This is a genomic window from Amycolatopsis sp. NPDC104587 (assembly GCF_055583645.1).
Genome location: NZ_JBVJNO010000010.1, coordinates 189,548 through 213,850, shown reverse-complemented (window position 1 = coordinate 213,850; position 24,303 = coordinate 189,548). Strand labels below are relative to the sequence as shown.

Here is a 24,303-nt window from a genome sequence, read left to right as displayed (position 1 = left end):
TCCCACCGGCGCCTTCGGCGTCGAGGGTCCTTTTCGGACGGTCACCGCGGAGTGGCCGCGTTGAAGACCGGCTTCGGGACCGATACCTGGTCGAGCCCCCAGCGGGACATGATCCCGACGTCCTTGCTCGCCCCCTGCGCTTCGGTCTGGGTGACGTACTTGTAGCCGCCCTGCTTCTGCGTCACGTCGATCGCCGCGGCCTCCGTCATGCCCGCCGCGTCCGCGCGACCCGAGCGGTGGCCGGCAACGTGCCGTTCGTGTCGTCGAGGCCGACGGTCTGCGTGGCCTGGTGTTTGCTCTGCGTGCAGAAGCGGGACAGCTTGTTCAGCTGCTCCTCGACGACGCTGGCGGTCACCACCGAGATGCGTTTGCCGCAGAGGTCTTCGACCCGGGTGATCCCCGCGGTCGACCCGGTCGGGAACACGTAGGCCGTGCGGGTGGTCATCCAGGTGATCGTGTCGAACTGCTTCTCGCGCTCGGCGGTGGCCTTGACCGGGCCGTTGAACGCGTCGTAGCGGTTGCTCAGCATGCCTTGCAGCGCGGCCGGGAGCCCGGTCACGACGACGGTCTGCGTCCGGACCCCGAGCACCTGCCCGATCGCGGCCTGGAAGTCGGCGTCGATCCCGGTGACCGTGACGCCGTCGCCGCCGATCGTGCGGTAGGGCGGGTGGGAGTCGCCGGCGAAGCGGAGCACCCCGGCGTCCTTGATCGCCTGCGGCAGCGCGTCGTGCAAGGACTGCACCACCGGGAGGTTCGTCGCGGTCGAGAGGGTGGGGGAACTGCTGCCCACCGTGCATCCGGTGGGGGTCACCGCGAGGGCGGCGGCGATCGCGAAGAGCATTCTCCGGCTTCGACGGCGAAGGGGGGACCGCATGGGACGACTTCCTTGGCCGAGGTCGGCTGTCGGACTCGAAACCGCGTCACGGCCGTGAGACTCCGCACACAACAGGTTGCTAATGCGGCGGCGATCGCCGCACAATCCGTCTCCTTGTTCAAGCTTGTTCCGCTCCGACTTCATCACCGGTGAGATCGATCCGTTCGCGACAAAGCACTTCAGCCACGAAGAGCAACTACTTGTCAAACGTTCGCCCCTTGAACTGAGCAAATCCACTCGGTCATCCGTGCGGTCAGGTCGTCTCCCGCGCGGGCATCAACGTTGTCCGAGTGCAGCTCCAGCACCGGGATGCCCGCCGCACGCAGGGCACGGGTGGTGAAGTAGCTCCCCCGCGCGTCGTCGGAGACGAGGTGGACCACGCCGTCGACACCGTGGTGCCGGGCTTCCTTGACGTACCACTCCGCCGACCACGGCGGTGTGTAGAGCTGGTCGCCGAACGCGGCGAACCGCGCCGCCAGCGCCCGCAGCGGGTCGTCGCCGTAGCGCAGGTAACCGTCCGCGGCGATGGCGAGGTACATCGACCACACGAAGACCGCGCCGTGCGACTCCTCGAACCGCCGGTAGAACTCGAGGTCGAACCACAGCCCGCGGCCGACCCACATCAGCCGCAGCCGCTCGTGCGGGCACACCGCGACCCCGGCGTCGATCCGGTCGCGCACCTCGTCGTGGAACGCCCGGGCCGCGTCACGCGCCCATTCCGTGCCGCGGTGCCACTGCGGCACCATGACGCTCGGGATGCCGTCGGTGACGGTGATCGGGCACGGCCGGGCGGCCGCGATCAGGTCGCGGGTCCGGCGGTTCCACTCCTGCTGCTCGTTGACCAGGGCCAGGACCTCGCGGAACCGGGTCTCGGAGAACACCCGGCCGGTGGTCTGCTCCAGGAACCGGATCAGCCCGGTCAGCTCGCCGGTCAGCAGGTCCAGGCGGTCGGTGCCGATCACCTCCTCCCAGCGGTGCGGCATCAGCTCCCACCACCGCTCCGGGACCTCGTTCTCCGCCGCGCTTTCCAGCGGGTAGTACGTGACACCGGGCCGGCCGTCCCAGACGTCGAAGATCTTGCGGGACGCGTCGCCGGTGGTCTCGCCGAGCACGATCGACGGCGTCGGCAGCCCGCCCCACGGTGCCTGGCCGGGGTCGTCCTCGAACGCGGACGCCAGCGAAGTGGCGCTGTACTGCTCGATGTAGTCGGGGTACCCACGCTCGCGGAGCAGGCCGAGATAACGCTGGGTCTGGCGTTTCGCCGCGACGATCGAGGCCCACCACTGGTTGACGACGTACGGGATGTCCATGGCGCGGAAGACCTCCTGCGGCGCGTCCGCGTTGACCAGCGCCAACGGACCCTGGGCGGCGCGGACCCGGGCGAACCACTCGCGCTGGTAGGCGGTCGCGGTGGTCGCCGACGCCAGCCGGGCGGTCATGCGGCCGCACCCAACGCCGCCAGCGCATCGGAGGTCAGTTCGCCGTAGGGCTGGTGTTCGGCCAGGACCGCGTGCACGCCCGTCGCGGCGCGTTGCTCCGGGAAGTCCCACGGCGGTGCGTCGTCGTGGACCCGGGCGTAGGACAGCAGCACTTCCGCGTCGCAGGCCCGGGCGGCCGCGGCGGTGTGCGCCGCGCGCTGCCGGATCGAGGCGCGCGGCGCGGTCGGGCCGTTGTGCTGGTACCGCTCGGCGAGCGCGAGCTCCGTCGGCGCCGCGCACGTCCGGGCGAAGAGCAGCTCACCCCAGTCGTGGTCCTCCCCCACGACGAGGAAGCCGTTGCGCTCCAAAGTTTCGTAGACACCGGGGTGGTCGTGGGAGCTGCCGGTGAGGAACAGCCTCGTCCCCTTGACCTCGGGTGGGTCGGTGGCCAGCGCGCGCTCGACGAGCGCGGTGGCCTCGGTGACCGGCACCGCGGTGGTAGCGGCGACGATCTCGAGGAACCGGGTGCCGCTCAGCCGGTTCGCCCGGCGCCGGGCGGCGACCCGGCCGAGTGACCGACGCAGGGTGTCGTGGGCGGTGATCGCCTCGGCGAGGTCGTCGTCGGAGATGGGTCGCCAGCGTCCCAGCCACGCGCGCAGCTGCGCGATCTTCGCGTGGACGTAGCGGGTGGTGGTGTGGTGCGGCAGGTGCAGGACGTCCACCAGCCGCACCGGCGGCAACCCCAGCTCCGGCTCGACCCGGTGCAGCTCCCGCAAGGCGTAGAACAGCCGCAGCGACGCTTCGCAGTCGCGGGAGACCACGATCGCTTCGAGCGACCCGTAGTCCGCCGTGAGGATCCGCGTCAGGATCGACCGGGCGACCGGGTCGACACCGCGACCGAGGTAACGGTCGCCGAGAGCGCTGTCCGCACCCGGCTTCCCGGTCAGCCGCAGCGGCCGCAGCCCCGCCGCGGTGATCAGCTCGACCGGGACGTCGGCGCCGGCGTATCCGACGGTGCTCAAATCACCGCCTCCGCGGCGAGCTCCGCCAGCTGCTGTTCGGTGTAGCCGAGCAGCTCGCGGTAGACGTGTTCGTTGTGCTCCCCCAGGCTTGGCGCCGGCCGGTCGAGGGAGACGCGGGCTCCGGAGAACCGGATTGGCACGCCGGTCCCGGCCAGGTCGGCCACCGCGCCGTGCCGCGGGTGCGTCAGCGGCACGACCTCTTCGCGGGCCCGGACCAGCGGATCCCGCACCGCCTCACGCGGTTCGCGGACCTCGGCCGAGGGAACGCCCTCGGCGGTGAACGCGGCGAGGATCTCGGCCAGCGGCCGCGCCCGGCACCACTCGCGGATCAGCTCGTGGAGCGCGTCGGCGGCCCGGACCCGCTGGTCCCGGGTGCGGTAGCGGTCGTCGTCGGCGAGCTCCGGCCGGCCGATCGCGCGGAGGACGCCGTGCGCGAACGCGTCCGTCGGTGCGCAGAGGGCGAGATGGCCGTCCAGGGCCGGCAGGATCCCGAACGGCGCCAGCCGCGGCACCATCGACCCGGTGCGCTGCGGCAGGCCGACCGCTTCGAAGGCGTCGAACGGCTCGCACGCGACCAGAGAGGTCAGCGCGCCGAGCATCGACACGTCGACACGCTGCCCTTCACCGGTGTGCTCGGCCTGCAGCAACGCCGACACCGTGCCCACGACGGCGAACAGCGGCGCCAGCAGGTCGCCGATCGGCAGGCCGAAGCGGACCGGGCCTTCGTCGGGCTCGCCGGCGGTCATCATCACGCCGCTCAGCGCCTGGATGATCGAGTCCATCGCCTTGCCCGACCCCGGGCCGCCTTGGGCGCCGAACCCGCTGATCGAGGTGTAGACGAGCCGCGGGTTGATCTCGCGGACGTCCTCGTAGGAGATGCCGAGCCGGTCGGTGACGCCCGGGCTGTAGTTCTCCACCAGCACGTCGGCGTCCCGGACGAGGTCGGTGAACACGGCGTGGGACCGCGGGTTCTTCAGGTCGAGGGTGACGCTGAGCTTGTTGCGGCCACGCAGGAGCATCGACACCGAGAGGTCGTCGTCGTGCCGCCGGGCGAGATTCAGCCCGTCGCGGCCGACGTACGGCGCGTTGTTGCGCGAGGAATCCCCGCCCGTGGCCGGGTTTTCGACTTTGATCACGGTGGCCCCGAGCCCGGCGAGCAAGAGCGTTGCGTACGGCCCGGCGAGCGCGGTGGTCAGGTCGACGACGGTGCGCCCGGCCAGTGGCTGGTCGGTCATGAAGAGCCCCCTTCGGTGAGATCGACGAGCACTTCGGCGCCGCGGGTGGTGAACCGGCCGTTGAGCCGGGCCCCGCGGGTGATGTCCTCGACGTAGTTCGCCACGGCCTCGCCCTCCGGGGTGCCGCCGACCGGCACCGGGCGGCCCCGGTCGTCGATCCGGCACGGGAGGAACCCCGCCTCGCGCAGCCCGGTCTCGTCGAAGCGGCAGAAAGCGATGGCGGTGTTGCGGCTTTCGGGGTGGAACGGGAAGAACGGCATGTCCGGGTCGGGCGCGAAGCCGTAGAGCTTCGTGCGTCGTTCGGCCCACGCGCGCAGTTCGTCCGCGCCGAACCCGGCGCCCGGGGTCAGAGCGTGCGTGACGGTGACGAAGTTGCCCAGACCGTGGTAGATCGGCCGTCCTCTGTGGACTTCGATGCCGCGCATGATGTGCGGGTGGTGGGAGAACACGGCGTCCGCGCCGGCGTCGATCGCCGCCCGCGCGACCGGGCTTTCGTACATCGCGACGACCATCGGCGTGTGCCCGACGCCCTTGTGCAGTGACACGAGCACGACGTCGGCCTCGGTGCGCAGGCTGCGGACGTCCTCGGTCATCGCCTCGAGGCTTTCGGGATCGGCGAAGGTGTAGATCTTCGGCGGGCCGCCCGGGCTCGCGTGGTCGAGTTCGTAGTGGGTGAGGACGTGGACGTACGCGCAGCCGGGCTTGCGGGACGTCGCCCAGGACTCGCGCGGGCCGACGCAGTTGTAGGACAGCACGCCGATCCGCAGGCCGCCGCGGTCGACGATCGCCGGGCGCCGGGCCTGCGCGAGGTCCGGCCCGGCGCCGGCGGTCAGCATCCCCGCGGCACGGGAGTAGGCGATGGTGTCGGCCAGTCCCCCGTCACCGGCGTCGCAGATGTGGTTGCCCGCGAGGGTGACGACCGCGAAGCCCGCGTCGGCCACCGCTTTCAGCGCTTCGGGGTCCGCCGGGGGCGCGGGGACGTCGGTGCTGCTCTGGACCGCCGTGGTCGAGTGCGGCACCTCGACGTGCCCGATCGCCAGGTCCATCCCGCGCAGCACCGGCGCGGCCGGGGCGAGGAACGACCTGGGGTCCGGCTCGTCCAGGATGAGGTCGCCGACGGCGCCGACAGTGATCACGAGACACCCTCCTTTTCGGACAGATGGCGGGAGAGGAAGGCACGCAGCCGATCCGTGCGGGGCCGGGTGAACAGCTCGCCGGGCGGGCCCTCCTCGACGATCCGGCCCGCCTCCATGAACACGCACCGGTCGGCCACCTCACGCGCGAAGGCCATCTCATGGGTGACGACGACCATCGTGGTGCCCGCCGCGGCCAGATTCCGCAGGACGGCCAGGACTTCGTCGACCAGCTCCGGGTCGAGGGCGCTGGTCGGCTCGTCGAACAGCATGATCCGTGGCCGGACCAGCACGGCCCGCGCGATCGCGACCCGCTGCTGCTGCCCGCCCGAGAGCTGCCGCGGGTAGTGGTCCTCGCGCCCGGCCAGGCCGATGCGCTCCAGCAGTTCCCGCGCTTCTCGCTCCACTGTGGACCGGTCACGCCCGTGGACGCGGACCGCCGCATCGGTCACGTTGCGCAGCACGGTGAACTGGGGGAACAGGTTGAACTGCTGGAAGACCATGCTCATCCGCCGCCGCTGGGCCGCGATCCGCCGCTCGGTCAGGACCCGCAGGCCGCCCGGTGCGCGCCGGTGGCCCAGCAGCTCGCCGTCCAGGTACATCGCCCCGCCGTCGATCGGCTCCAGCTGGTGGGCGCAGCGGACGAGCGTCGACTTGCCGGATCCCGACGGCCCGATCACCACGACCGTCTCGCCTTCGTGCACGTCGAGGCTGACCCCGGCCAGCGCGGTCACCGGCCCGAACTGCTTGCGGACTTCGCTGACCCGCAGCACCGGCGCGCTCATCGGAGACTCCGGTGGCCGCGCGAGAACCGGCGCTCCAGCCGGCGCTGCACCGCCGTCAGGGCGGTGACCACGACCAGGTACCAGAAGCACGCGACCAGCAGCATCGGCACGATCTCGTAGGTGCGGTTGTAGATGACCTGCACCGCGTGCAGCAGGTCCGACATCGCGATGACCGACACGAGCGCGGTGCCCTTGAGCACGTTGATGAACTGGCTGCCCGCGGGTGGGATGATGACACGCATCGCCTGCGGCAGCACGATCCGCAGCAGGGTCTGCCCCGGCCGGTAGCCCATCGCGCGGGCCGCGTCGCGCTGACCGGGGTCGACCGAGCTCACCCCGGCGCGGAAGATCTCCGCCAGGTAGGCCGACTCCACGAGCGACAGCCCGAGGACGGCGGCGGTCAGCGGCGTGATGACGGTGTTGGCGTCCCACGTCCCGAAGACCGGGCCGAACGGGATGCCGAGCGACAGCTTCGGCAGCAGGTACGCGAGGTTGAACCAGAAGATCAGCTGCACCAGCGGCGGGATGCCGCGGAACAGGCCCACCCACAGCGTGGCCACCCAGCGCGCGGGCCCGAACCCGCTCAGCTGCATCGCCGCGACCACCCCGCCGACCAGCGAGCCGAGGACCATCGCCGCCACAGCGAGCACGACGGTCGTGCCCAGGCCCGCCAGGACACTCTTCTCGAAGAGGTACTTCGCCACGACGTCCCACTGGAACCGGGAGTTGCCGGTCAGGAAGACGGCGAGCTGCGCGAGCAGCACCACCAGCACGAGCACGAACAGCCAGCGCAGCGGGCGGAAGCGACCGCGGGCCGAGGCGACGTCGTCCCGGGCCGCCACGCTTTCCTCCACAGTGGACATCGCGGTCATTTCGCGGACGCCACGTCGAACAGCGGCTGCGGAACCGTGACGTCGGCCAGACCCCACTTCTGCATGATCCGGGTGTAGGTGCCGTTGCGGAACAGCTCCTCGAAAGCCTTCTGCAGCACCGGGCCCAGCTTCCCGGCCTTCGGGGTGTAGAGCGCGAGGCTGTCCTTCGTCGCGCCCTGTTCCTCGGTCTGCGTCACGTATTCGTACTGCCCCTTCTGCTGGCTGGTGACGTCGATCGCGGCGGCCTGGGTCATCCCGGCGGCGTCGGCGCGGCCGGACCTGGCGGCCAGCAGGGTGGCGTTCGTGTCGTCGAGCCCGACCACCTGCACGGCCGGCCGCTGCTTGCCCTCGCAGTACGCGGACAGCTTGGCGAGCTGGCCCTCCACGACGCTGGCGGTGACCACCGCGACGCGCTTGCCGCAGAGGTCGGCGGCCTGCTCGATCCCGGCGGCGGAGCCTTCGGGGATCACGTATGCGGTGCGCGTGGTCATCCAGGTGACGGTGTCGAACTGCTTCTCGCGTTCGGCGGTGGCCTTGACCGGCCCGTTGAACGCCTCGTACCGGCCGCTGAGCATGCCCTGCAGCGCGGCCGGGAGCCCGCTGACGATGGTGGTTTCGGTGCGCACGCCCAGGAGCTGGCCGAGCGCCTGCTGGAAGTCGGGGTCGATGCCGGTGACCGTCTTGCCGTCCGGGCCGACGGCGCGGTACGGCGGGTGGGAGTCCCCGGCGAACCGGAGGACGCCCGAGTCCTTGACCACCTGCGGGAGCTGGTCGTGCAGTGCCTGGTCGGTGGTCAGAGCGGCGGCGGTGGGCGCCGAGGCCACGCCGTCGTCGACCGTGCAACCGGCCAGGACGAGCCCGGCGGCGACCGCCGTCAGCGAGCTTCGACGCCATTGACGAAGAGAGGAACCCATGTCGGTTACTTCCTGAGGGAAGGCAATAGGTTGCTAAGTGAGCGCCGATCGTCGCATGATGTGTCGCGTGATTCAACCCCTCGGTGCGCCGTCCCGGACGCCCACTGCGACCATGGACACCGGCGGTGGGCGACCCCGGCCGACCCCCGCGCCGAACCCGGAAGAGGCGAGCACGCGATGACAGCGACGTCCTCGGGGCCGCTGCCCCGTTCCCAGCAGGGAGCCGAACCCCAGCTGCTGCTGACGTCCCTGCTCGGCGACTTCTGGTACTGGCGCGACGAGCGCATCCCGTCGGCCGCCCTGGTGGAGCTGCTCGGCGAGTTCGACATCAGCCCGGCGAGCGCGCGGGCGGCGATCCGGCGGCTCGCCGCCCGCGGTCTGCTCACGGTGTCGCGAAGCGGGCGGACGACGGCGTACGGGATTCCCGCACGCACGTCCGAGGTGATCGTCGAGCGCACGCACCGGATGCTGACCTTCGGCACGACCGCGCCGGAGTGGGACGGGCAGTGGACCGTGGTCACCTTTTCGGTGCCGGAGCAGGACCGCGCGCTGCGCACGGCCCTGCGGTCACGCCTGCGGGTCCTGCGCTTCGCCGCCCTCTACGACGGGGTGTGGGTCAGCCCGCACGACCTGGCCGGCCCCGCGCTCACGGCCCTGCGCGAGCTCGGCCTCGGGAGCGCGACGGTCTTCCGCGCCACCGAGGTCCCCGGCTCGGCGGCGGCGGCGGTCACGGCGTTCGACCTCGAGCCCCTCGCCCGCGAGTACGAGCAGTTCGTCGAGCGCTACGAAGCGGTGCTCACCGGCCTGGAGGCAGGTCTGATCAGCCCGGCGCAGGCACTGCGCACCCGCACCGAGCTGCGCGTCGACTGGCGCCGGTTCCCGGAGACCGACCCCGACCTGCCCGCCGAGCTGCTGCCGGCCGGCTGGGCGCGCGACCGGGCCCAGAAGGTGTTCCTGCAGATCTACGACCGGCTCGGCCCGCTCGCCGAGCTCCGGTTCCGGCAGGTGCTGGCGGCCACCGACCCGGCGCTGGCCGAGTTCGCCACCCACCACGACTCGGTGAAGGTGGCCGCGCTGTTCGCCGCACTGGGCGACCGCCACCCGGCCGGCGACACGCCGTTCGAGCAGGCCGCCGAGGCCCGCCGGCTGGACGACGCGCGACGGCCGTGAGAACCCGGCCGCCCAGCCGCGATCGACTCCCGAGGCTAGGGTCGTCGATCATGGAAGACTTCGCGGTCGGGGACACAGTCCGGATCACCGGCAAGACCATGACGGGCAACGTCGGCACCGTCGTGCACCTCGACGAGAAGCGGGAGAAGTACCTGGTGCGCGTCAGCGACGTCACGCAGAACTACTTCCCGGCCGACGAACTGGAAAAGTTCACCCCCTGACCCCGAGGTCGGACCCGTTCAGCCAGGCGGCGTCCTCGACGCGGACCGCGTGCTCGCGGGCACCGTCGCGGGTCGGCGAGTCGGTCGACGGGTGGTACCCGGCAGCGACCAGCAGGTAAGCCAGGCCCGCGTACTCGCGGGGGAAACGCCGGACAACGTCCTGGTCCACGCTGACCGGACCGAACGGGAAGCTGAACCCGCAGGAGTCGTACACGGAGACGCGGCGCGCGATCGCCCAGCCCGCAGTGGTCCGCTCGAGCCGGTCGAGGAACCGGGCGTGCGTCACCGCGCCCAGGTCGAGAGCGCGGTGGTCGGCCACCAGCACCACGCCGGTCTCGGCGATCGCCCGGTCGCTCCGCACGACAGCGAGCGGCGCGGAGACGACGTGCTTGGACTGCAGCGGACCGGGGGCGTGCGCCCGTGCCGCGGACACGAACTCGGCGGCGGTGGTCCGCGTCCAGGTCAGCTCGACGGTCGCGGCGGGCGTGAACAGCCCGGCGAGCTCTTCCCAGCGCCCCGCGTCGCGATACCCGGCCCACGCCGTCATCAGTTCGGCGATGGCCGCGCGGTCACGGGCTGCCCGCTCCGCGGACGGGGTCGGCTGCACACGCATCGCGGCCGCTCCTTCTGCTGTGGACGGACTCGTCCCCGGCCGGGGGCGAGTGGACACCGCTCAGGCGCCCGCTGAACACCCTTCGCGACCGAAGCCGACTTCAGCGCAAGAGGAGCCGGCTGTGGCAGCCACCACGCAATTCGTTCCTCGAAGACGAGGTCATCTGGACCTTCCCGCACACCACAGCCGCTCACTGCCCGTCAGACCTTCCGGATGAACTCCGTGAGCGCGCTCGCGAGGCTTTGCGGTGCCTCCAGTGCCACGTAGTGGCCCACGCCCGGGATGCCGACGTGGGTGAGCTCCGGCGCGACATTGCGCAAGGAGGCGGGAACGCGGTCGCCGCCTTCTCTGCTGACGACCAGCACGGGCCGGGTCAGCGGCTCGGCGGCGAGGGCGCGGATCTGCTCACCTTCCGCCACCAGCGACCGGTAGATCGCGCCCGCGGCCCGGAAGCCGTCGGGGCCGCTGTAGGCGGCGGCGAAAACGTCGAGGTCGAGCTGGTCGGGCACCTCGTCGACGCGGATCTGCGGGCCGAGGACGTGGTGAGCGATGAACTCGCGCTCGCGTCCGGCGAGCAGGAGCTCGGCGACGCCGGGGGTGGCGAGCACGCCGATGTACCAGGCGCCGCCGTGGCCGAAGTCGGCCACGGCCTCCCAGCCGAAGCCCGGCAACAAGGTCTCGATGGCGGTGTAGCCGGCGACCAGGTCGGGCCGGGCGGCGGCGAGCCGGTAGGTCATCGGGCCGCTGATGTCCTGGCCGACCAGGTGAACCGGTCCCAGGTCCAGCGCTTCGACCAGCGCGCCGAGCACCTCGGCGAGCTCGGCACTGTTCAGCTCGCCCGCGAACGGGGAGGAGCCGAAGCCCGGCAGGTCCACGGCGTGGACCCGGTGGGAACGGGCCAGTATGGGCAGGAGCCGGCGAAACGCCCACCAGGTCTCGGGAAACCCGTGGACCAGGAGGATGGGTGGCCCGTCGGCGCCCGCGACGGCGACGTGCAGTTCGACGCCGCCGGCGAGCCGCACTTGACGATGGTCGACCCCGGGCAGGCCGGGGCTGGCGATAGGGGTGTGCACGGTTCACCTTCGGTTCGGCAGCATGCCCGTCCGGGCACGCCGATGCTCGTCGGGCGCCCTCGGGTGACGCCCATCGGAAGTGTGCCGACTGAAGTCGACTTCAGTGCAAGGGGAAAGGCCGCTATCGGGTCGCCACGCCGGGAGATCCGGGGTCGCCGTCCGGCCCGGCTTCCGCGAGGGTGGCCTTGGCCCGCCGCATCGCGGTGTAGACCGATTCTTCCCGTCGGCCTGCGCTGCCAGGCCGGTGGAGTGCGGTGTCGACTCGTTCCACCAGGTACGCACCGACGATGGGGCACGCCGTGTGGTCGTCGTACCGGCAGGTGGTGAGGTGGCTCAGCAGCTCGTGGGCCTCGGTCAGGACGGCGATGCGGTCGGCGAGCTCGCGGCGGCTCCGCTCGATCACGTCGTTGCGGTGCGCGCGTTCGACGCTGCCGACGATCGCGCTGGTCCGGTCGATGCTGAGGGCGCCGTCGCCGTGCCAGAGCTGGACGTAGGCCAGGCGCCGCAGGTCCGCGTGGTCGTAGTGCCGGACCCGGCCCCGCCGGTGCGACGCGGGAACCAGCCCGATCCGGTCGTAGTAGCGCAGCGTCGAGATCGGCAGCCCGAAAGCCACGGCGACCTCGGTGATCGAGCGTGGCGCCTCGTCGCTCACGACGACGCCTTCAACGCCGCCTCGATCGCCCGCGTCAACGTCTCGAGGTACCGGTCGTCGATCGGGCTCTTGAGCACGAGCAGGCGGAAGGCGAGCGGCGCGATCAGCAGGTCGGTGCCCAGCTCGAGCTCCAGGTCGGACGGGAGTTCGCCGCGGTCGATCGCGGCCCGCAGGATCGCGCGCGCCGCCGCCCGGCGCGGCTCGGCCACGCAGCTCTGCAGCACCTCGGCGAGCGTCGCGTCGTACTCGGCTTCGGCCAGCAGCCCGGCGCCGACCCGGGTGATGAGCGGGTTGTCCAGCTGGGCGCGGAAGGTGGCGAACAGCTGACGCAGGTCGGTGCGCAGGGCGCCGGTGTCCGGGGTGGGCGGCAGCGCGTCGGCGACCTTGCCCCGGATCAGCTCGGCGAGCATCGCCTGCTTCGACCGCCACCGCCGGTACAGGGCGGCCTTGCCGACACCGGCGCGCCGGGCGACCGCGTCCATCGACGTCCGCGCGTACCCCGTCTCGGCCAGCTCCGCGAAAGCCGCCTCGGTGATCGCGTCCGTCACCTGCCGCCGCAACACCGCCCCGCCACTCACCGCCCGCGCGCTTTCTTCCTGGGTGGACATGCCACCCACTCTAACGAACGGAACGGTTGCGTTCCCTGTTCGACCGCGTTAGAACGGAACGAGACCGTTCCGTTCGCATAATTCGGGAGGCATCCGATGAAGTTCCTCTTCGACGACGAGTCCTTCTCCTTCGAGGCCCTGCGCGCCGCCGGCTACACCGCCCACGCCGGCGCCGACCTCGGCGAAGTCCTGGTCACCTGCTGGAACATCCCCGAAGGTGACGAAGCGGCGTGGGCGGCCCAGTGGGCCGCGACCGCCGCCCGGGTCGAGGGCATCGGCCGGAACGCCCTGGCCGCCGGGCATCGGGTCAGCGCGCGGGACGCGCTGCTGCGGGCGTCCAACTACTACCGCGTCGCCGACTTCTACCTCCGCACCGACGGCGTCCACGAGGAGGAGTCGGCACGGCTCGACAAGGCGTCCCAGCAGACTTTCGCCGACGCGGCCCCGCTGCTGGACACCCCGGCCCGTGCCCTGGAGATCCCGTACGAGGACACGACTCTGCCCGCGTACCTGTTCCTCGTCGACGACTCGGGCACCCCTCGGCCCACCGTGATCTTCCACGGCGGGATCGACTCCACCCTCGAGGAGCACTACGTCGCGAGCGCGGTCGGCGCGTTGCGGCGCGGCTTCAACGTCCTCGCCTTCGACGGCCCGGGCCAGGGCGCCCCGCTGCGCCGGCAGGGCCTGTACTTCCGGCCCGACTGGGAAGCCGTGGTCACCCCCGCCGTCGACGTCGCCCTGTCGCTACCTGAAGTGGACAACGACAAGATCGCGCTGATCGGCATGAGCCTGGGCGGCTACCTCGCCGGGCGAGCGGCCGCCTTCGAGCACCGCATCGCCGCGTGCGTGCTCTACGACGGCGTCTACGACCTGTACGAGCCCTTCGCCGCCGTCGCCGAGCGCGCCGCATCCACCCCGGGTGGTCTCGACGCGCTGATCGAGCAGAACACCATGGCGCGCTGGGTGGTGCGCACCGGAATGTGGTCCTTCGGGATGTCCACCTTCGAGGACGTGGTCGAGGCGACCAAGGCCTACACCATGGCCGGTATCACCGACCGCATCACCTGCCCGACCCTGGTCCTCGACGCCGAAGACGACCAGTTCTTCCGCGGCCAGCCCCGGCGTGTGCTCGACGAACTGACCTGTGAGAAGGAGCTGATCTTCTTCCGCGAGGACGAAGGCGCCGGGGAGCACTGCCAGGAAGGTGCGCTGTTCCTCTTCAACCAGCGCACCTTCGACTGGCTCGACACCGTTCTCGGCCGCCAAGGACAACCAGGTTCGAAACCGTCCGGCACACCGACCGCGCTGCGGACCTTGTTGCCACCGTCGGCAGCTTGAAGGTCACGCGTCGACCTTCTCTCCGACGCCGGCCCAGGCGTCGAGGTCGGCCAGCCGCGCGGTGAGGGCGTCGCGCATCCCGGTGACGCTGACGACGCCGAGCGCGAGGCGCCGCGGCGGGTTCGGGTCGGCGACCGCGGCCCGGATACCCTCGGCGACCTTGTCCGCGGCGGAGGCGGGGGTGTCGCCATGCGGCCCGCGGACGGTCGCGTCGTAGTCGGCGTGCGCACCCTGGGCGGGATCGACGTTGGCGCCGAAGGCGGTGGCGGTCGGGCCGGGCTGGACCAGGGTCACCTTGATGCCCAGCGGCGCGACCTCGAGCGCGAGGGCGTCGGAGAGACCTTCGACGGCGTACTTGCTGGCCGCGAGCATGCCGAAGCCGGGCGCGGCGGTCTGCCCGAAGATCGAGGAGCCCTGCAGGATGTGCCCGGACCGCTGGGCGCGCAGAACCGGCAGCGCCGCGCGCAGCACGTTCAGCACGCCGAAGACGTTGGTGTCGAACAAGGCGCGGGCCTGGGTGTCGGTGGCTTCCTCGACGGCGCCGAAGACGCCGTAGCCGGCGTTGTTGGCCAGGACGTCGATCCGGCCGAACCGGGCGACGGCCTGCTCGACCGCCTGCCGCACCGCGTTTTCGTCGCGGACGTCGGCACTGATGGCCAGCAGCCGTTCGGCGGAGCCGAGGTCGTCGAGCTTGGCCGCGTCGCGAGCGAGCGCGACGACCGACTCGCCGGCAGCCAGGGCCTGTTCGGTCAGTTCGCGGCCGATGCCGGAGGAGGCGCCGGTGATGAACCAGACGCGGGAGGACGTGGTCTCGCTGGTGTTCGCTGCATTCATCATGGTTGTGACCATAAGTCATTAGCTCATAACCACTCAAGAGTGACGACGGTTACAGTTGCTTGTGCGAGGAGTGCGAACCATCAGGCGACGACGGCGTCGCCCGGCGACAGGTCTCGCGTGGCCGAAACTAAGCCGTCCCGGCATCCTTGCGGCGCTTGCGCATGGCACGCATGGAGACCTGGGAGCTGCACCCGGAGCTGCAGAACCGCCCGGACCGGTTGCGCGTGCGGTCGAAGAACCCGAAGTGGCAGGGCGGGTTGCAGCACGCCTTGAGGCGGCCCCAAGCATCCCCGTGGGACGTCTCGGCGACAGCGCCGAGCACTCCGGCCAGCACACCCGGCACTCCGCCTGCCGCCGGTCGCAGCCGTACGCCCGCACGTTCGACCACGGCGATCAGCGGGTAGCGCGAGCCGGCCTGCTCCAGGTACCTCTCAGCCTCCGGTAGACCCGGAGCCGGATCGCCCGCGTGCGCGAGCAAGACCGTGACCAGCGCGTCGCGCAGCTCCCGGGCGGCGACGGCGTCGGACTCGGTGACCACGACCTCCGACGGAAGCAGCTCGTGCTCGGCGGCCCAGTCGGCGAAGCCCTTCGCGGTTCCGAACAGCTCCGGACGCCCTCCGGCGTCGGCGTGCGTGTTCACGAACCGCAGCACCGCCTCGCCTGCTTCGCTCTCGACCATACTGACAGCGTAGCGCGACCGTTTCCCCGACGAGCCCAACCGACGTTGGGCCCGAACGTCGGCTCGATGCCGGCTAGCAGCTTGGGGTCACAACCCGGCGGAGGAAGCAATGACGGTCCCGGTGAGCCGCTCGGACGTCTGCCAGACGCGCCGGGCTTCTTCCTCGCCGCGCAACGGCGGGTAAAGGCGCTGAACGGCGGGCGGGCCGCCCAAGTTGCCCGGGCCGCTCGGGCCGTAGAGGGTGCCGGGCCGGGGATCGGTCGCGGCCATCAGCGCGGGCAGCTTCGCGGTCTCGACAGTGCCCATCAGGATGCCGCGAGCCGAGAGCGCCCGGATCAGCCGGACCTGGAGGGTGTCCCTGCCCCGGCCGAGCTCGGGGCGGGCGGCCAGGAGGCTGGTGGGGGCGACACCGGGGTGGGACAGGGTGCTCGTGATGCCCCAGCCCCCGGCCGTGCTGCGCCGGTCGAGTTCGAGCCCGAAGAGCCCGAACGCGATCTTGGACTGGCGGTAGGCGCGCATGCCGTCGTAGGAACGCTCCCAGTTCAGGTCGTCCCAGTTGACCCGGCCGCGGGCGGCGGCGACGCTGATCTGCGACGTCACGCGAGCCCGGCCGGCGCGGAGCAGCGGGAGCAACCCGGCGACCAGCGCGAAGTGGCCGAGGTGGTTGGTGCCGAACTGCAGCTCGAACCCGTCGGCGGTGGTCTGCCGGTCCGGTGGGGTCATCACGCCGGCGTTGTTGACCAGAAGGTGGATCGGACGGCCGTCGCCGCGCAGGGTTTCGCCCAGCGCGGCGACCGATTCCAACGAGGACAGGTCGAGGGCGTGCAGCGAGACGTCGGCGGCGGGGACGGCCCGCCTGATCTCGGCGACGGCGGCCTCGCCCTTGCGCGGGTTGCGGACGGGCATGATCACCTCCGCGCCGGCCGCGGCCAGCCGGGCCGCGATACCCAGTCCCATCCCGTCGCTCGCGCCGGTGACGACGGCGCGGCGTCCGGTCAGGTCGGGGACGTCGATGTCGATCTTCTCGCGTGGCATGGCCGGGCTCCTCCGAGTGGTCGTGTCCTCGATCTTCGGCCGCCGGTGCGGGGCTATCCAGGACCTCTCGATCAGAGGCTCACCAAGATCACCCTTCCGGGAGCGGAGAGGGGGATCGACGAGTCGTGGCTCGCTGGTGCGGCGGACGGTAGAAACGAGGCAGCATTCGAAGAGGGGGCGTCGTGATCGACCGCACTGGGCTCGCGGAGTTCCTCCGCCATCGGCGTGAGGCGCTGCAACCCGAAGACGTCGGCCTGCCCCGCGGGCCCCGCCGCCGGACGGCCGGGTTGCGGCGCGAAGAGGTCGCGGGTCTGTGCCACATGTCCGCCGACTACTACTCCCGGCTCGAGCGGGAACGCGGTCCGCAGCCCTCCGAGCGGATGCTCGCCTCGATCGCGCAGGGCCTGCACCTGTCGATCGACGAACGCGACCACCTGTTCCGCCTGGCCGGCCACAGCCCGCCCGCCAGGGGTGCAGGTGACCACATCAGTCCGGGCCTGCTGCGGGTGCTCGACCGCCTGGACGACACCCCGGCGGAGATCGTCACCGAGCTCGGGGAAACCCTGCGGCAGTCGCCGATGGGCGTGGCACTCACCGGCGACACCACCCGGTACACCGGACCTGCCCGCAGCTCGGGGTATCGGTGGTTCACCGACCCCGCCGTCCGGCGGCTCTACGCGCCGGAGGAGCACCCGTTCCTCACCCGGATGTACGCGGCCGGCCTGCGCGAGCTCGTCACCCTCCGCGGCCCCGGATCGCGGGCCGCGCACCTGGCCGAGCTCCTCCTGGGCTCGAGCGAGGAGTTCCGCCGCGTGTGGGACGACCACGAGATCGGGATCCGTCCGCACGAGGTCAAGCACTTCGTCCATCCCGAAGTCGGTGCACTGGAGCTGACTTGTCAACGCCTCGTGGACCCGGGACAGGCTCACTCGCTGATGGTCTACACCGCCGTTCCCGGCAGCGAGAGCCACGAGAAGCTGCAGATGCTGTCCGTCATCGGCACGCAGACGCTTTCCTGACGACCCCACGCCGCTTTCCCGGGACCGGTCCCCGAACCGTGCGAATATAATAGAAATTTTCGACAGAAAACAAAAGCTATTCTCAGTAGTCCGCGCACTTTTTCGTTCACCCTTTCAGCCGCTGCCGACATCAACTTCTACCGGCTTATGCTCTCGCCGAGACCCAGGGGTGAGCGCTTTCTGCGGGAAAGCCGGGGTCACTTCGGATTTCTTTTGCCTTTCCCAGGATCGGACGGCGGGGGCCCATGTTCAGAACACATCGGCGTTGGCTGCGCGGCGTCGCGCTCGCGAGCCTCCTGGCCGTCGCGACGACCGGTGCGACCGGGTTGGGCCAGGCCGCCGCGGCCGCACCCGCGGCTGCGGCGGCCGCGTTCCCGGTACCGCCGTCACCCCGGTGCGCCACCACAGCCGCGCTGGCCGCGCCGAAGGCCACCCAGGCACCCGTACCCGCACCTCTCGCCGCACCGAAGGCCGCGGCCAGGGCCACTGCCGCGAACGCCTACGCCGCGCCGGAAACCGCGCGGCGCATGGTGCCCGACCGCGAATACCACTCCCCCGTCACCGTCACCAACACGACCGCCCAACCGCTTCCCGCGGCCACCAAGGTGCTCTCGTACCACTGGATTTCCGGCTCCGGCACCGACGTCACCTCCGACGCCAACCGGCGCGAAACCCGGCTGCCCGCCGATCTCGCGGCCGGCGCCTCGGTCACCCTCGACGCGCTGATCAAGGCGCCGGTCCCGACCGCCGCCAACGCCCGCGAGCAGTTCACCCTGCGCTGGGACGTCTACGACACCGCCACCCGCACCTGGCTCTCGGCCACGGACGGCGTTCCGACGCTCGACCAGGGTGTCCAGGTCGAAAACCCGACCTCCGACCGCCTGGGTCTCGAGGGCTTCTACTCCTACGGCCAGGTCAAGACCGGAGCCGGCGGAACCGTCTCGGTCGAGCAGTCCACCGGCAACGCCGAGTGGAGCTACGACGTCTTCTCCAACCCGAGCCACGGGCCGTCCAGCTTCCTGCGGCTGAACTACAACAGCCGTGACGCCTCGAACGCCTTCGGCGGGCCGGGCTGGTCGATCAGCGCGTCGACGCTCAACCGCCTCGGCACGCCGCTGGCCTTCGACGGACCTGGGTACGCCGAGAACGTCGTGCTCACCGACGGGGACGGAACCAGCCACCGCTGGACCCTCGACCGCCACGGCAGCGCCCTGCCTCGCGATTGGACCTACGCCTCGCCGGCCGGCGTCAACTTGTACCTGCAGTACCGAGCCGATGAGCCGGACGACCGCCGCTGGGTGTTCACCGCGCCGGAGCGCACGCAGTTCTTCTTCGACGCCGACGGCTACCAGACCGCGACCGTCGACAAGAACGGCAACACGATGTCGTTCACCTACGACCGCGTGGTCATCGGCAACCGCAACACCGGCGTGCTGCACGCCGTCACCGACGCCGCGGGGCGGCGCACCCTGACTTTCGACTACTACCAAGCCGGCCAAGCCGCTCCGCTGATCACCGGCAACCGCAGGACCTCGACGAAGGCGTTGAGCGCCGCGGCGGTCGTCAACCAGCTCAAGTCCGTCACCGACATCACCGGCCGGGTCGTCAACCTGGTCTACGGCGACAACGGCGCGCTGCGCGAAGTCGACGACGCCGCCGGCAATCCGGACCAGAAGACCTTCCAGTTCTTCTACGCCACCGACGGCCCCTCGACGAACAAGCTGATCACCGTCGTGGACCCGCTCGGCCACGGCACCGGCATCACCTACTTCACCGATCCGGGCGACTCCCTCCGGTTCGGCGCCACCCGGACTGTCACCGACCGGCGCACCGCCACCACCGGCTTCGACTACGCCGACCCCGACGGCGCCGGCGGACCGGACACCGCCACCACCGTCACCGACGGCAACGGGCACACGAGCCGGTACCGGACCGACGGCTACGGCCGGCTCACCGAACGCACCGACGCCTTGAACCGCACCACGAAACTCATCTGGGACGCCGACAACAACGTCGTCCGCCAGACCGAAGCCAACGGCGCCGTGAAGACCTGGGTCTACGACCAGAAAACCGGCTTCCCCCTGGAAATCCGCGACGCCGAAGCCGTCCGCCAGAACACCCCGGCCACCGTCCTGGGTTACCGCTCCGACCTCGACGGCCACGTCGCCGATCTCACCGACAAGACCACGCCCGAAGGCCGTCACTGGAAGTTCGTCTACGACGACCACGGCAACCCGGTCGCCGTCACCGACCCCAAGGGCAGTGCGACCCCGGACCCGAACGACTACACATCGCGCTACTCCTACGACGAGCTCGGCCACCTGATCGAGCAGGTCGACGCGAACAACCACAAGACGGTCTACGGGGACTACGACGCGGTCGGCTACCCGAACCTGGTCACCGACGCGCTCGGCTGCGTCACCCGCTACCGCTACGACTCCGCCGGCAACGCGGTGTCCACGATGGACGCACTGGGCAAGGTCGGCACGACGAGCTACGACGTCTTCAAACGCCCGCTCGACAGCAAGCTGCCCAAGGACCAGGACGCAGGCGTCTTCATCACCACACCGGGCGCGCGGTACGACGCGAACGACAACGTCCTCACCGCCACCGACGCCCGCGGCTCGGTGACCCGCACCGTCTACGACGAGATGGACCGGACCGTCGCGGTCTACGCGCCCAAAGACACCCCCGCCGGGCCCGACAAGCTGACCACGCTCGCCTACGACGCCGCCGGCAATGTCACCAAGATGACCAAGCCCAAGGGAAACCTCACCTCGGGCGACCAGAACGACTTCACCGAAAGCCTGCGCTACAACGAAGCGAACCAGCGGGTCGAAACCAAGGACGTCAACGGTGACCGCGTCACCGCGCAGTTCGACCTCGTCGGCAACCTCGTCACCAAGATCGACGCGCGGGCCAACCGCACCGCGGACCCGAACGACTACGCCACCAAGTGGGTGTTCGACCTCAACCACCAGGTCGTCTCGACGATCGACCCGCTCGGCAACGCGACCCGCACCCGCTACGACCGGGACGGCAACGTCGTCGGCAACACCGACGAGGACGGCACCGAAACCCTCATCACCCTGGACGAACGCGCCAAGCAGACCGAGGTCCGCGCACCCCACGACACCGTGAACGGCACGACCCAGTACTTCACCACCCGGTACGAGTACGACCAGGTCGGCAACAAGACCAAGACGATCAACCCCCGCGGCGCCGACACCGCGAACGTCGCCGACGACTTCGTCAAGGAGACGGTCTACGACGAACTGAACCGCAAACGCGCGGAGATCCTGCCCTACGACCCGGCCGACTCCGAGGCGAAGACCGCCGCCGGCACGATCTACACCTACGACCCGCTCGGCCGGATGACCGAGATCAGCGCGCCGCCGTCCCACGGGACCGGCACCCGGGTGGTGACCCGGCAGTCGTTCTACGACAACGGCTGGGTCCGCGGCTCGACCGATCCCTTCGACATCGTCACGAGCTACGACTACAACGAGACCGGACAGCAGAGCACCCGCACGGTGAGCGGCTCCGGCGGGTCCGCCCCGCGGACGCAGAGCTGGACCTACTACCCCAGCGGCAAGCAGCGGACCCGGTCCGACAGCGGCGTGCCGGTCGGCGCGGCCGCGGTCCTCGTCGACAACGCCGACAAGCGCCGGACGTACGCCGACGACGGCTGGAGCACCGCGCAGTCGCCGAAGGGCTACCAGGGCACCGAGTATTCGACGATCACCACCCACGCGGACGACGACTACTTCATCTGGAAGGCGACGATCCCGCGCACCGGGCGCTACGACGTCCAGGTCTGGTACCCGGAGGGCACCGCCACCGACGCGACCTACTTCGTCGCGCGTGACGGTGGCACGTCCACCGCCGTGGTCGACCAGAGCAAGAACCAGGGCCGCTGGGTCAGCCTCGGCAAGTACTCCTTCACCGCCGGGGACACCAAGGAGATCGCGCTCGCCGGCGAGAGCAACGGGACCGTCACCGCCGACGCCGTGAAGCTGGTGCGGGACAACTCGGGGGACGTGGACAACGAGAGCAAGACGTTCACGATGTCCTACGACCCCGACGACAACATGACCCGGATGACCGACTCGTCGCCGGGAGCGCCGGCGGACGCGTGGGACATCGGCTACGACGAAGTCGATCTCGCGGAGTCGGTCAAGGAGTCGAAGTCCGGGAAGGTCCTGCACACCACGACCTACGGCTACGACGAGAACGACAACATCACCTCGGCCCGGATGGACGACAAGTCGTCGGTGTTCACCTACGACAGCCGGGACCTCGTCAAGTCGATCCTCACCAAGCGGAACGACGGTGACGCCGGCAAGACCACAACCTTCGACTACGACAAGCAGGCGCACGTCAAGCACCAGGTCAAGGGCAACGGCAACACCCTCGACGCGACCTACTACCTCGACGGGCTGCTCAAGCGCCAGACGGAAAAGAAGAAGAACAGCTCGACGGTCGTCGCCGACCACCAGCTGACCTACGACCCGGACTCGAACAAGACCAAGGACACCGGCACCCTGCAGAACGCCGACAACGGCGGTTCCGGGTCCTTCACCAAGACCTACACCTACGACCCCCGCGACCGCGTCCGCCAGGTGACGAAGTCCGGAGCCGGTGGCGGCGGCACCGAGCAGTACCACAACGACGACAACGGCAACGTCTACGACCAGACCGTCGACGGCGTCCAGACCCAGTTCGGCTACGACCGCAACCGGCTGGAGACGAGCAAGCGGTCCGGCACGGACTCCGACTACGACTACGACGCCTACGGCCGGCTCGAGCGCGTCAGCCAGAACGGCGAGGCGACGGAGGAGTACACCTACGACGGCTTCGACCGCAAGACGAAGCTGGTCAAGGACACCCCGGACGACGGCAACCCCGAACGGACGACGACCTACACCTACGACCCGCTCGACCGCCAGACCGCCAAGACCGAAGACGCGACCGGCAGCAAGCGCGTCACGGCCATGAACTACCTCGGCCTGACCGAACAGGTGCTGACCGAGACGGTCAATTCGAAGCTGACGAAGATCTACCAGTACTCACCCGACGGGGAGATGCTCGGCCAGGTCCGCTTCGGCGACGACGGCAACGGCGCGGCCGAAGACGTCTTCATGGGCTTCAACACCCACTCCGACGTCGAACAGGTCACCGACAAGAACGGCAACACCAAGTCGACGTACGGCTACACCGCCTACGGCGAAGAAGACCTCAAGCAGGCCACCGGGGACGACAAGACCGACGCGGCGAACCCGGACAAGCCGGAGAAGAACTCCTACCGGTTCAACACCGCCCGCCACGACAAGTCGTCGGACTCCTACGACATGGGCTTCCGGGACTACTCGCCGGGCACCAACCGCTTCCTGACGCTGGACCTCTACAACGGGGCGCTGTCCGACCTCGGCATGAGCGCCGACCCGTGGACGAACAACCGCTACACGTTCGGCTCCGGCAACCCGCTGTCGCAGGTGGAGCTGGACGGCCACGGCTGGTTCGACGACGCCGTGAGCTTCATCGAGGACCACGCGGACATCGGCCACGCGATCCTCGACGTCGCCAGCGCAATCCCGGTCGTGGGCACGGCGGCGGCCGTGGTCAACGGCGCGTGGTACGCCGCGGAAGGCGACGTCGCGAACTCGGTGATGTCGTTCGCCTCGGCGGTCCCCGGAGCCGGCGCGGTGGCGAGCGCGGTGAAGCTGGGCAAGGCGGCGGTCAAGGGCGCCGAGGCGGTGGCCACGGTCAACGGAGCCACGAAGGTCGCCACGGCCGCGATCCGGGACGAGAAGATCGCGAGCAAGGCCGCCGAGAACGGCCTCAACGGCGCGAAGACCGCACCGAACTCGGTTCCGGCGCCGAAGGGGCCGGGCGGACCCGCGAGCGCACCGGCGGGCAAGACACCCTCGGGGGCGGGCGAAGGCGGTGGCGCGGCGGCCAACGGCGGCGGCACCAGCGCGACGGCCGCCAGTTGCACCGGGAACAGCTTCGTGCCCGGAACCGAGGTCGTCATGGCCGACGGCAGCACAATGCCCATCGAGGACGTCCGTGTCGGCGACCTCGTTGCGAGCACTGATCCCGGCCAGGGGCCGGGCAGCCTGACCGCCCAGCCGGTGACCGCCGTCATCACGGGAGACGGCACGAAGAACCTGGTCGAGATCACCGTCGACACCGACGGCGGCGACGGTGCCGCTACCGGCACCGTCGTCGCGACAGACCACCATCCGTTTTGGGTTGCCGATCGGGGCCGCTGGGTCGACGCCACCGATCTGCGAGCCGGCGACTGGCTACGCGACGAGGTCGGACAGCGGCTGCTCGTCATCTCCATCCGCGGATGGACACAGCAGCACCAGCGAGTGCACAACCTGAGCATCGCAGGCGTTCACACCTACTACGTGCTGGCGGGAACGTCACCCGCGCTCGTGCACAACTCCGGTTGCCCGGTAGGTGACCGCGCGGCCGAACTGCAGGACATGCTCCCCACCGGCTCCCGCGGCCGGGTGACCATGGGCGTCGGCGAAGGCGTCGACTCGAGTGGAGCGACCCGAACGGTCGTCGGGACGAGCGAACCCGGCGGGTACCTTCGGCCGGGCGTGCGCGACGCCATCAGGCCGGGAGAAGACCTGGCCACCGGACCCGGCCACGCCGAAACATCTATCCTCGACTACATGAAACAGAACGACATAGTCCCGAAGGTGGTGGCGGCTGGACGCCCGATTTGCCCGGTGTGCGCAGCCGCGATCGATGAAGCCGGAGCCATACCAGGGAGTCCGCTGAAGTGAGC

At 70.5% G+C, this 24,303-nt stretch carries 21 protein-coding genes; 5 read left to right on the top strand and 16 right to left on the bottom strand.

The window, feature by feature from the left end:
- Positions 1-41 precede the first annotated feature (41 nt).
- The 9 genes from ACZ61C_RS30785 to ACZ61C_RS30745 all read right to left on the bottom strand — a co-directional run bounded on the left by ACZ61C_RS30785 (position 42) and on the right by ACZ61C_RS30745 (position 8,253).
- A complete protein-coding gene (locus ACZ61C_RS30785; protein WP_465311341.1) occupies positions 42-209 on the bottom strand; it encodes a hypothetical protein in 168 nt (55 codons plus the stop codon).
- The gene (locus tag ACZ61C_RS30780) at positions 206-841 is read right to left on the bottom strand and encodes a transporter substrate-binding domain-containing protein (protein ID WP_465311340.1); all 636 of its coding nucleotides are present in this window, start codon (positions 839-841) and stop codon (positions 206-208) included. Before ACZ61C_RS30780 ends, ACZ61C_RS30785 begins: the two co-directional genes overlap by 4 nt.
- A 236-nt stretch (positions 842-1,077) precedes the next feature.
- Positions 1,078-2,313 (bottom strand): 2-hydroxyacyl-CoA dehydratase, encoded by a 1,236-nt coding sequence (locus ACZ61C_RS30775; RefSeq protein ID WP_465311339.1) that lies wholly within the window; start codon positions 2,311-2,313, stop codon positions 1,078-1,080.
- On the bottom strand, positions 2,310-3,314 hold the full coding sequence (locus ACZ61C_RS30770) for a 2-hydroxyacyl-CoA dehydratase (protein ID WP_465311338.1): 1,005 nt from the start codon (positions 3,312-3,314) through the stop codon (positions 2,310-2,312). The genes ACZ61C_RS30775 and ACZ61C_RS30770 overlap by 4 nt, the downstream gene beginning before the upstream one ends.
- The gene (locus ACZ61C_RS30765) at positions 3,311-4,549 is read right to left on the bottom strand and encodes a CaiB/BaiF CoA transferase family protein (RefSeq protein WP_465311337.1); all 1,239 of its coding nucleotides are present in this window, start codon (positions 4,547-4,549) and stop codon (positions 3,311-3,313) included. The genes ACZ61C_RS30770 and ACZ61C_RS30765 overlap by 4 nt, the downstream gene beginning before the upstream one ends.
- The gene (locus tag ACZ61C_RS30760; RefSeq protein ID WP_465311336.1) at positions 4,546-5,685 is read right to left on the bottom strand and encodes a CapA family protein; all 1,140 of its coding nucleotides are present in this window, start codon (positions 5,683-5,685) and stop codon (positions 4,546-4,548) included. The genes ACZ61C_RS30765 and ACZ61C_RS30760 overlap by 4 nt, the downstream gene beginning before the upstream one ends.
- Complete coding sequence (locus ACZ61C_RS30755; protein WP_465311335.1) at positions 5,682-6,467, bottom strand: amino acid ABC transporter ATP-binding protein; 786 nt, start codon at positions 6,465-6,467, stop codon at positions 5,682-5,684. Before ACZ61C_RS30755 ends, ACZ61C_RS30760 begins: the two co-directional genes overlap by 4 nt.
- Entirely contained in the window at positions 6,464-7,339 is an 876-nt protein-coding gene (locus ACZ61C_RS30750; RefSeq protein WP_465311334.1) for an amino acid ABC transporter permease, read from the bottom strand. Before ACZ61C_RS30750 ends, ACZ61C_RS30755 begins: the two co-directional genes overlap by 4 nt.
- A complete protein-coding gene (locus ACZ61C_RS30745; RefSeq protein WP_465311333.1) occupies positions 7,336-8,253 on the bottom strand; it encodes a transporter substrate-binding domain-containing protein in 918 nt (305 codons plus the stop codon). The genes ACZ61C_RS30750 and ACZ61C_RS30745 overlap by 4 nt, the downstream gene beginning before the upstream one ends.
- Before the next feature lie 177 nt (positions 8,254-8,430).
- On the opposite strand from ACZ61C_RS30745, the gene ACZ61C_RS30740 reads away from it, so the two are divergent.
- Positions 8,431-9,423 carry a PaaX family transcriptional regulator gene (locus ACZ61C_RS30740; protein ID WP_465311332.1) on the top strand — a complete coding sequence of 331 codons (993 nt, stop codon included), beginning with the start codon at positions 8,431-8,433 and terminating at the stop codon, positions 9,421-9,423.
- A 50-nt stretch (positions 9,424-9,473) separates the two neighbouring features.
- A complete protein-coding gene (locus tag ACZ61C_RS30735) occupies positions 9,474-9,644 on the top strand; it encodes a KOW domain-containing RNA-binding protein (RefSeq protein WP_465311331.1) in 171 nt (56 codons plus the stop codon).
- Here the strand turns inward: ACZ61C_RS30735 and ACZ61C_RS30730 are convergent.
- The 4 genes from ACZ61C_RS30730 to ACZ61C_RS30715 form a co-directional block, all read right to left on the bottom strand.
- Positions 9,634-10,257 carry a nuclear transport factor 2 family protein gene (locus tag ACZ61C_RS30730; RefSeq protein WP_465311330.1) on the bottom strand — a complete coding sequence of 208 codons (624 nt, stop codon included), beginning with the start codon at positions 10,255-10,257 and terminating at the stop codon, positions 9,634-9,636. The genes ACZ61C_RS30735 and ACZ61C_RS30730 overlap by 11 nt on opposite strands.
- 200 nt (positions 10,258-10,457) lie before the next feature.
- Entirely contained in the window at positions 10,458-11,330 is an 873-nt protein-coding gene (locus ACZ61C_RS30725; RefSeq protein ID WP_465311329.1) for an alpha/beta fold hydrolase, read from the bottom strand.
- Between the two features lie 121 nt (positions 11,331-11,451).
- Complete coding sequence (locus ACZ61C_RS30720; protein ID WP_465311328.1) at positions 11,452-11,982, bottom strand: MerR family transcriptional regulator; 531 nt, start codon at positions 11,980-11,982, stop codon at positions 11,452-11,454.
- Complete coding sequence (locus ACZ61C_RS30715) at positions 11,979-12,590, bottom strand: TetR/AcrR family transcriptional regulator (protein ID WP_465311327.1); 612 nt, start codon at positions 12,588-12,590, stop codon at positions 11,979-11,981. Before ACZ61C_RS30715 ends, ACZ61C_RS30720 begins: the two co-directional genes overlap by 4 nt.
- Positions 12,591-12,686: 96 nt before the next feature.
- Here ACZ61C_RS30715 and ACZ61C_RS30710 point away from each other — a divergent pair, with 96 nt between their 5' ends.
- Positions 12,687-13,928, top strand: coding sequence for an alpha/beta hydrolase family protein (locus ACZ61C_RS30710; protein ID WP_465311326.1), 1,242 nt, complete (start codon positions 12,687-12,689; stop codon positions 13,926-13,928).
- A 3-nt stretch (positions 13,929-13,931) separates the two neighbouring features.
- Here ACZ61C_RS30710 and ACZ61C_RS30705 read toward each other — a convergent pair whose 3' ends face one another.
- From ACZ61C_RS30705 to ACZ61C_RS30695, 3 genes are all read right to left on the bottom strand, one after another.
- Positions 13,932-14,765 (bottom strand): SDR family NAD(P)-dependent oxidoreductase, encoded by an 834-nt coding sequence (locus tag ACZ61C_RS30705; RefSeq protein WP_465311325.1) that lies wholly within the window; start codon positions 14,763-14,765, stop codon positions 13,932-13,934.
- 127 nt (positions 14,766-14,892) lie between these two features.
- Positions 14,893-15,444 (bottom strand): CGNR zinc finger domain-containing protein, encoded by a 552-nt coding sequence (locus tag ACZ61C_RS30700; RefSeq protein ID WP_465311324.1) that lies wholly within the window; start codon positions 15,442-15,444, stop codon positions 14,893-14,895.
- An 87-nt stretch (positions 15,445-15,531) separates the two neighbouring features.
- Positions 15,532-16,479: an SDR family oxidoreductase gene (locus ACZ61C_RS30695; protein ID WP_465311323.1), complete on the bottom strand. Its 948-nt coding sequence runs from the start codon at positions 16,477-16,479 to the stop codon at positions 15,532-15,534.
- A gap of 182 nt (positions 16,480-16,661) precedes the next feature.
- On the opposite strand from ACZ61C_RS30695, the gene ACZ61C_RS30690 reads away from it, so the two are divergent.
- Together ACZ61C_RS30690 and ACZ61C_RS30685 are read left to right on the top strand one after the other, a co-directional pair.
- A complete protein-coding gene (locus ACZ61C_RS30690; RefSeq protein WP_465311322.1) occupies positions 16,662-17,498 on the top strand; it encodes a helix-turn-helix transcriptional regulator in 837 nt (278 codons plus the stop codon).
- 245 nt (positions 17,499-17,743) lie between these two features.
- On the top strand, positions 17,744-24,301 hold the full coding sequence (locus ACZ61C_RS30685; protein ID WP_465311321.1) for a golvesin C-terminal-like domain-containing protein: 6,558 nt from the start codon (positions 17,744-17,746) through the stop codon (positions 24,299-24,301).
- Positions 24,302-24,303: the final 2 nt, after the last annotated feature.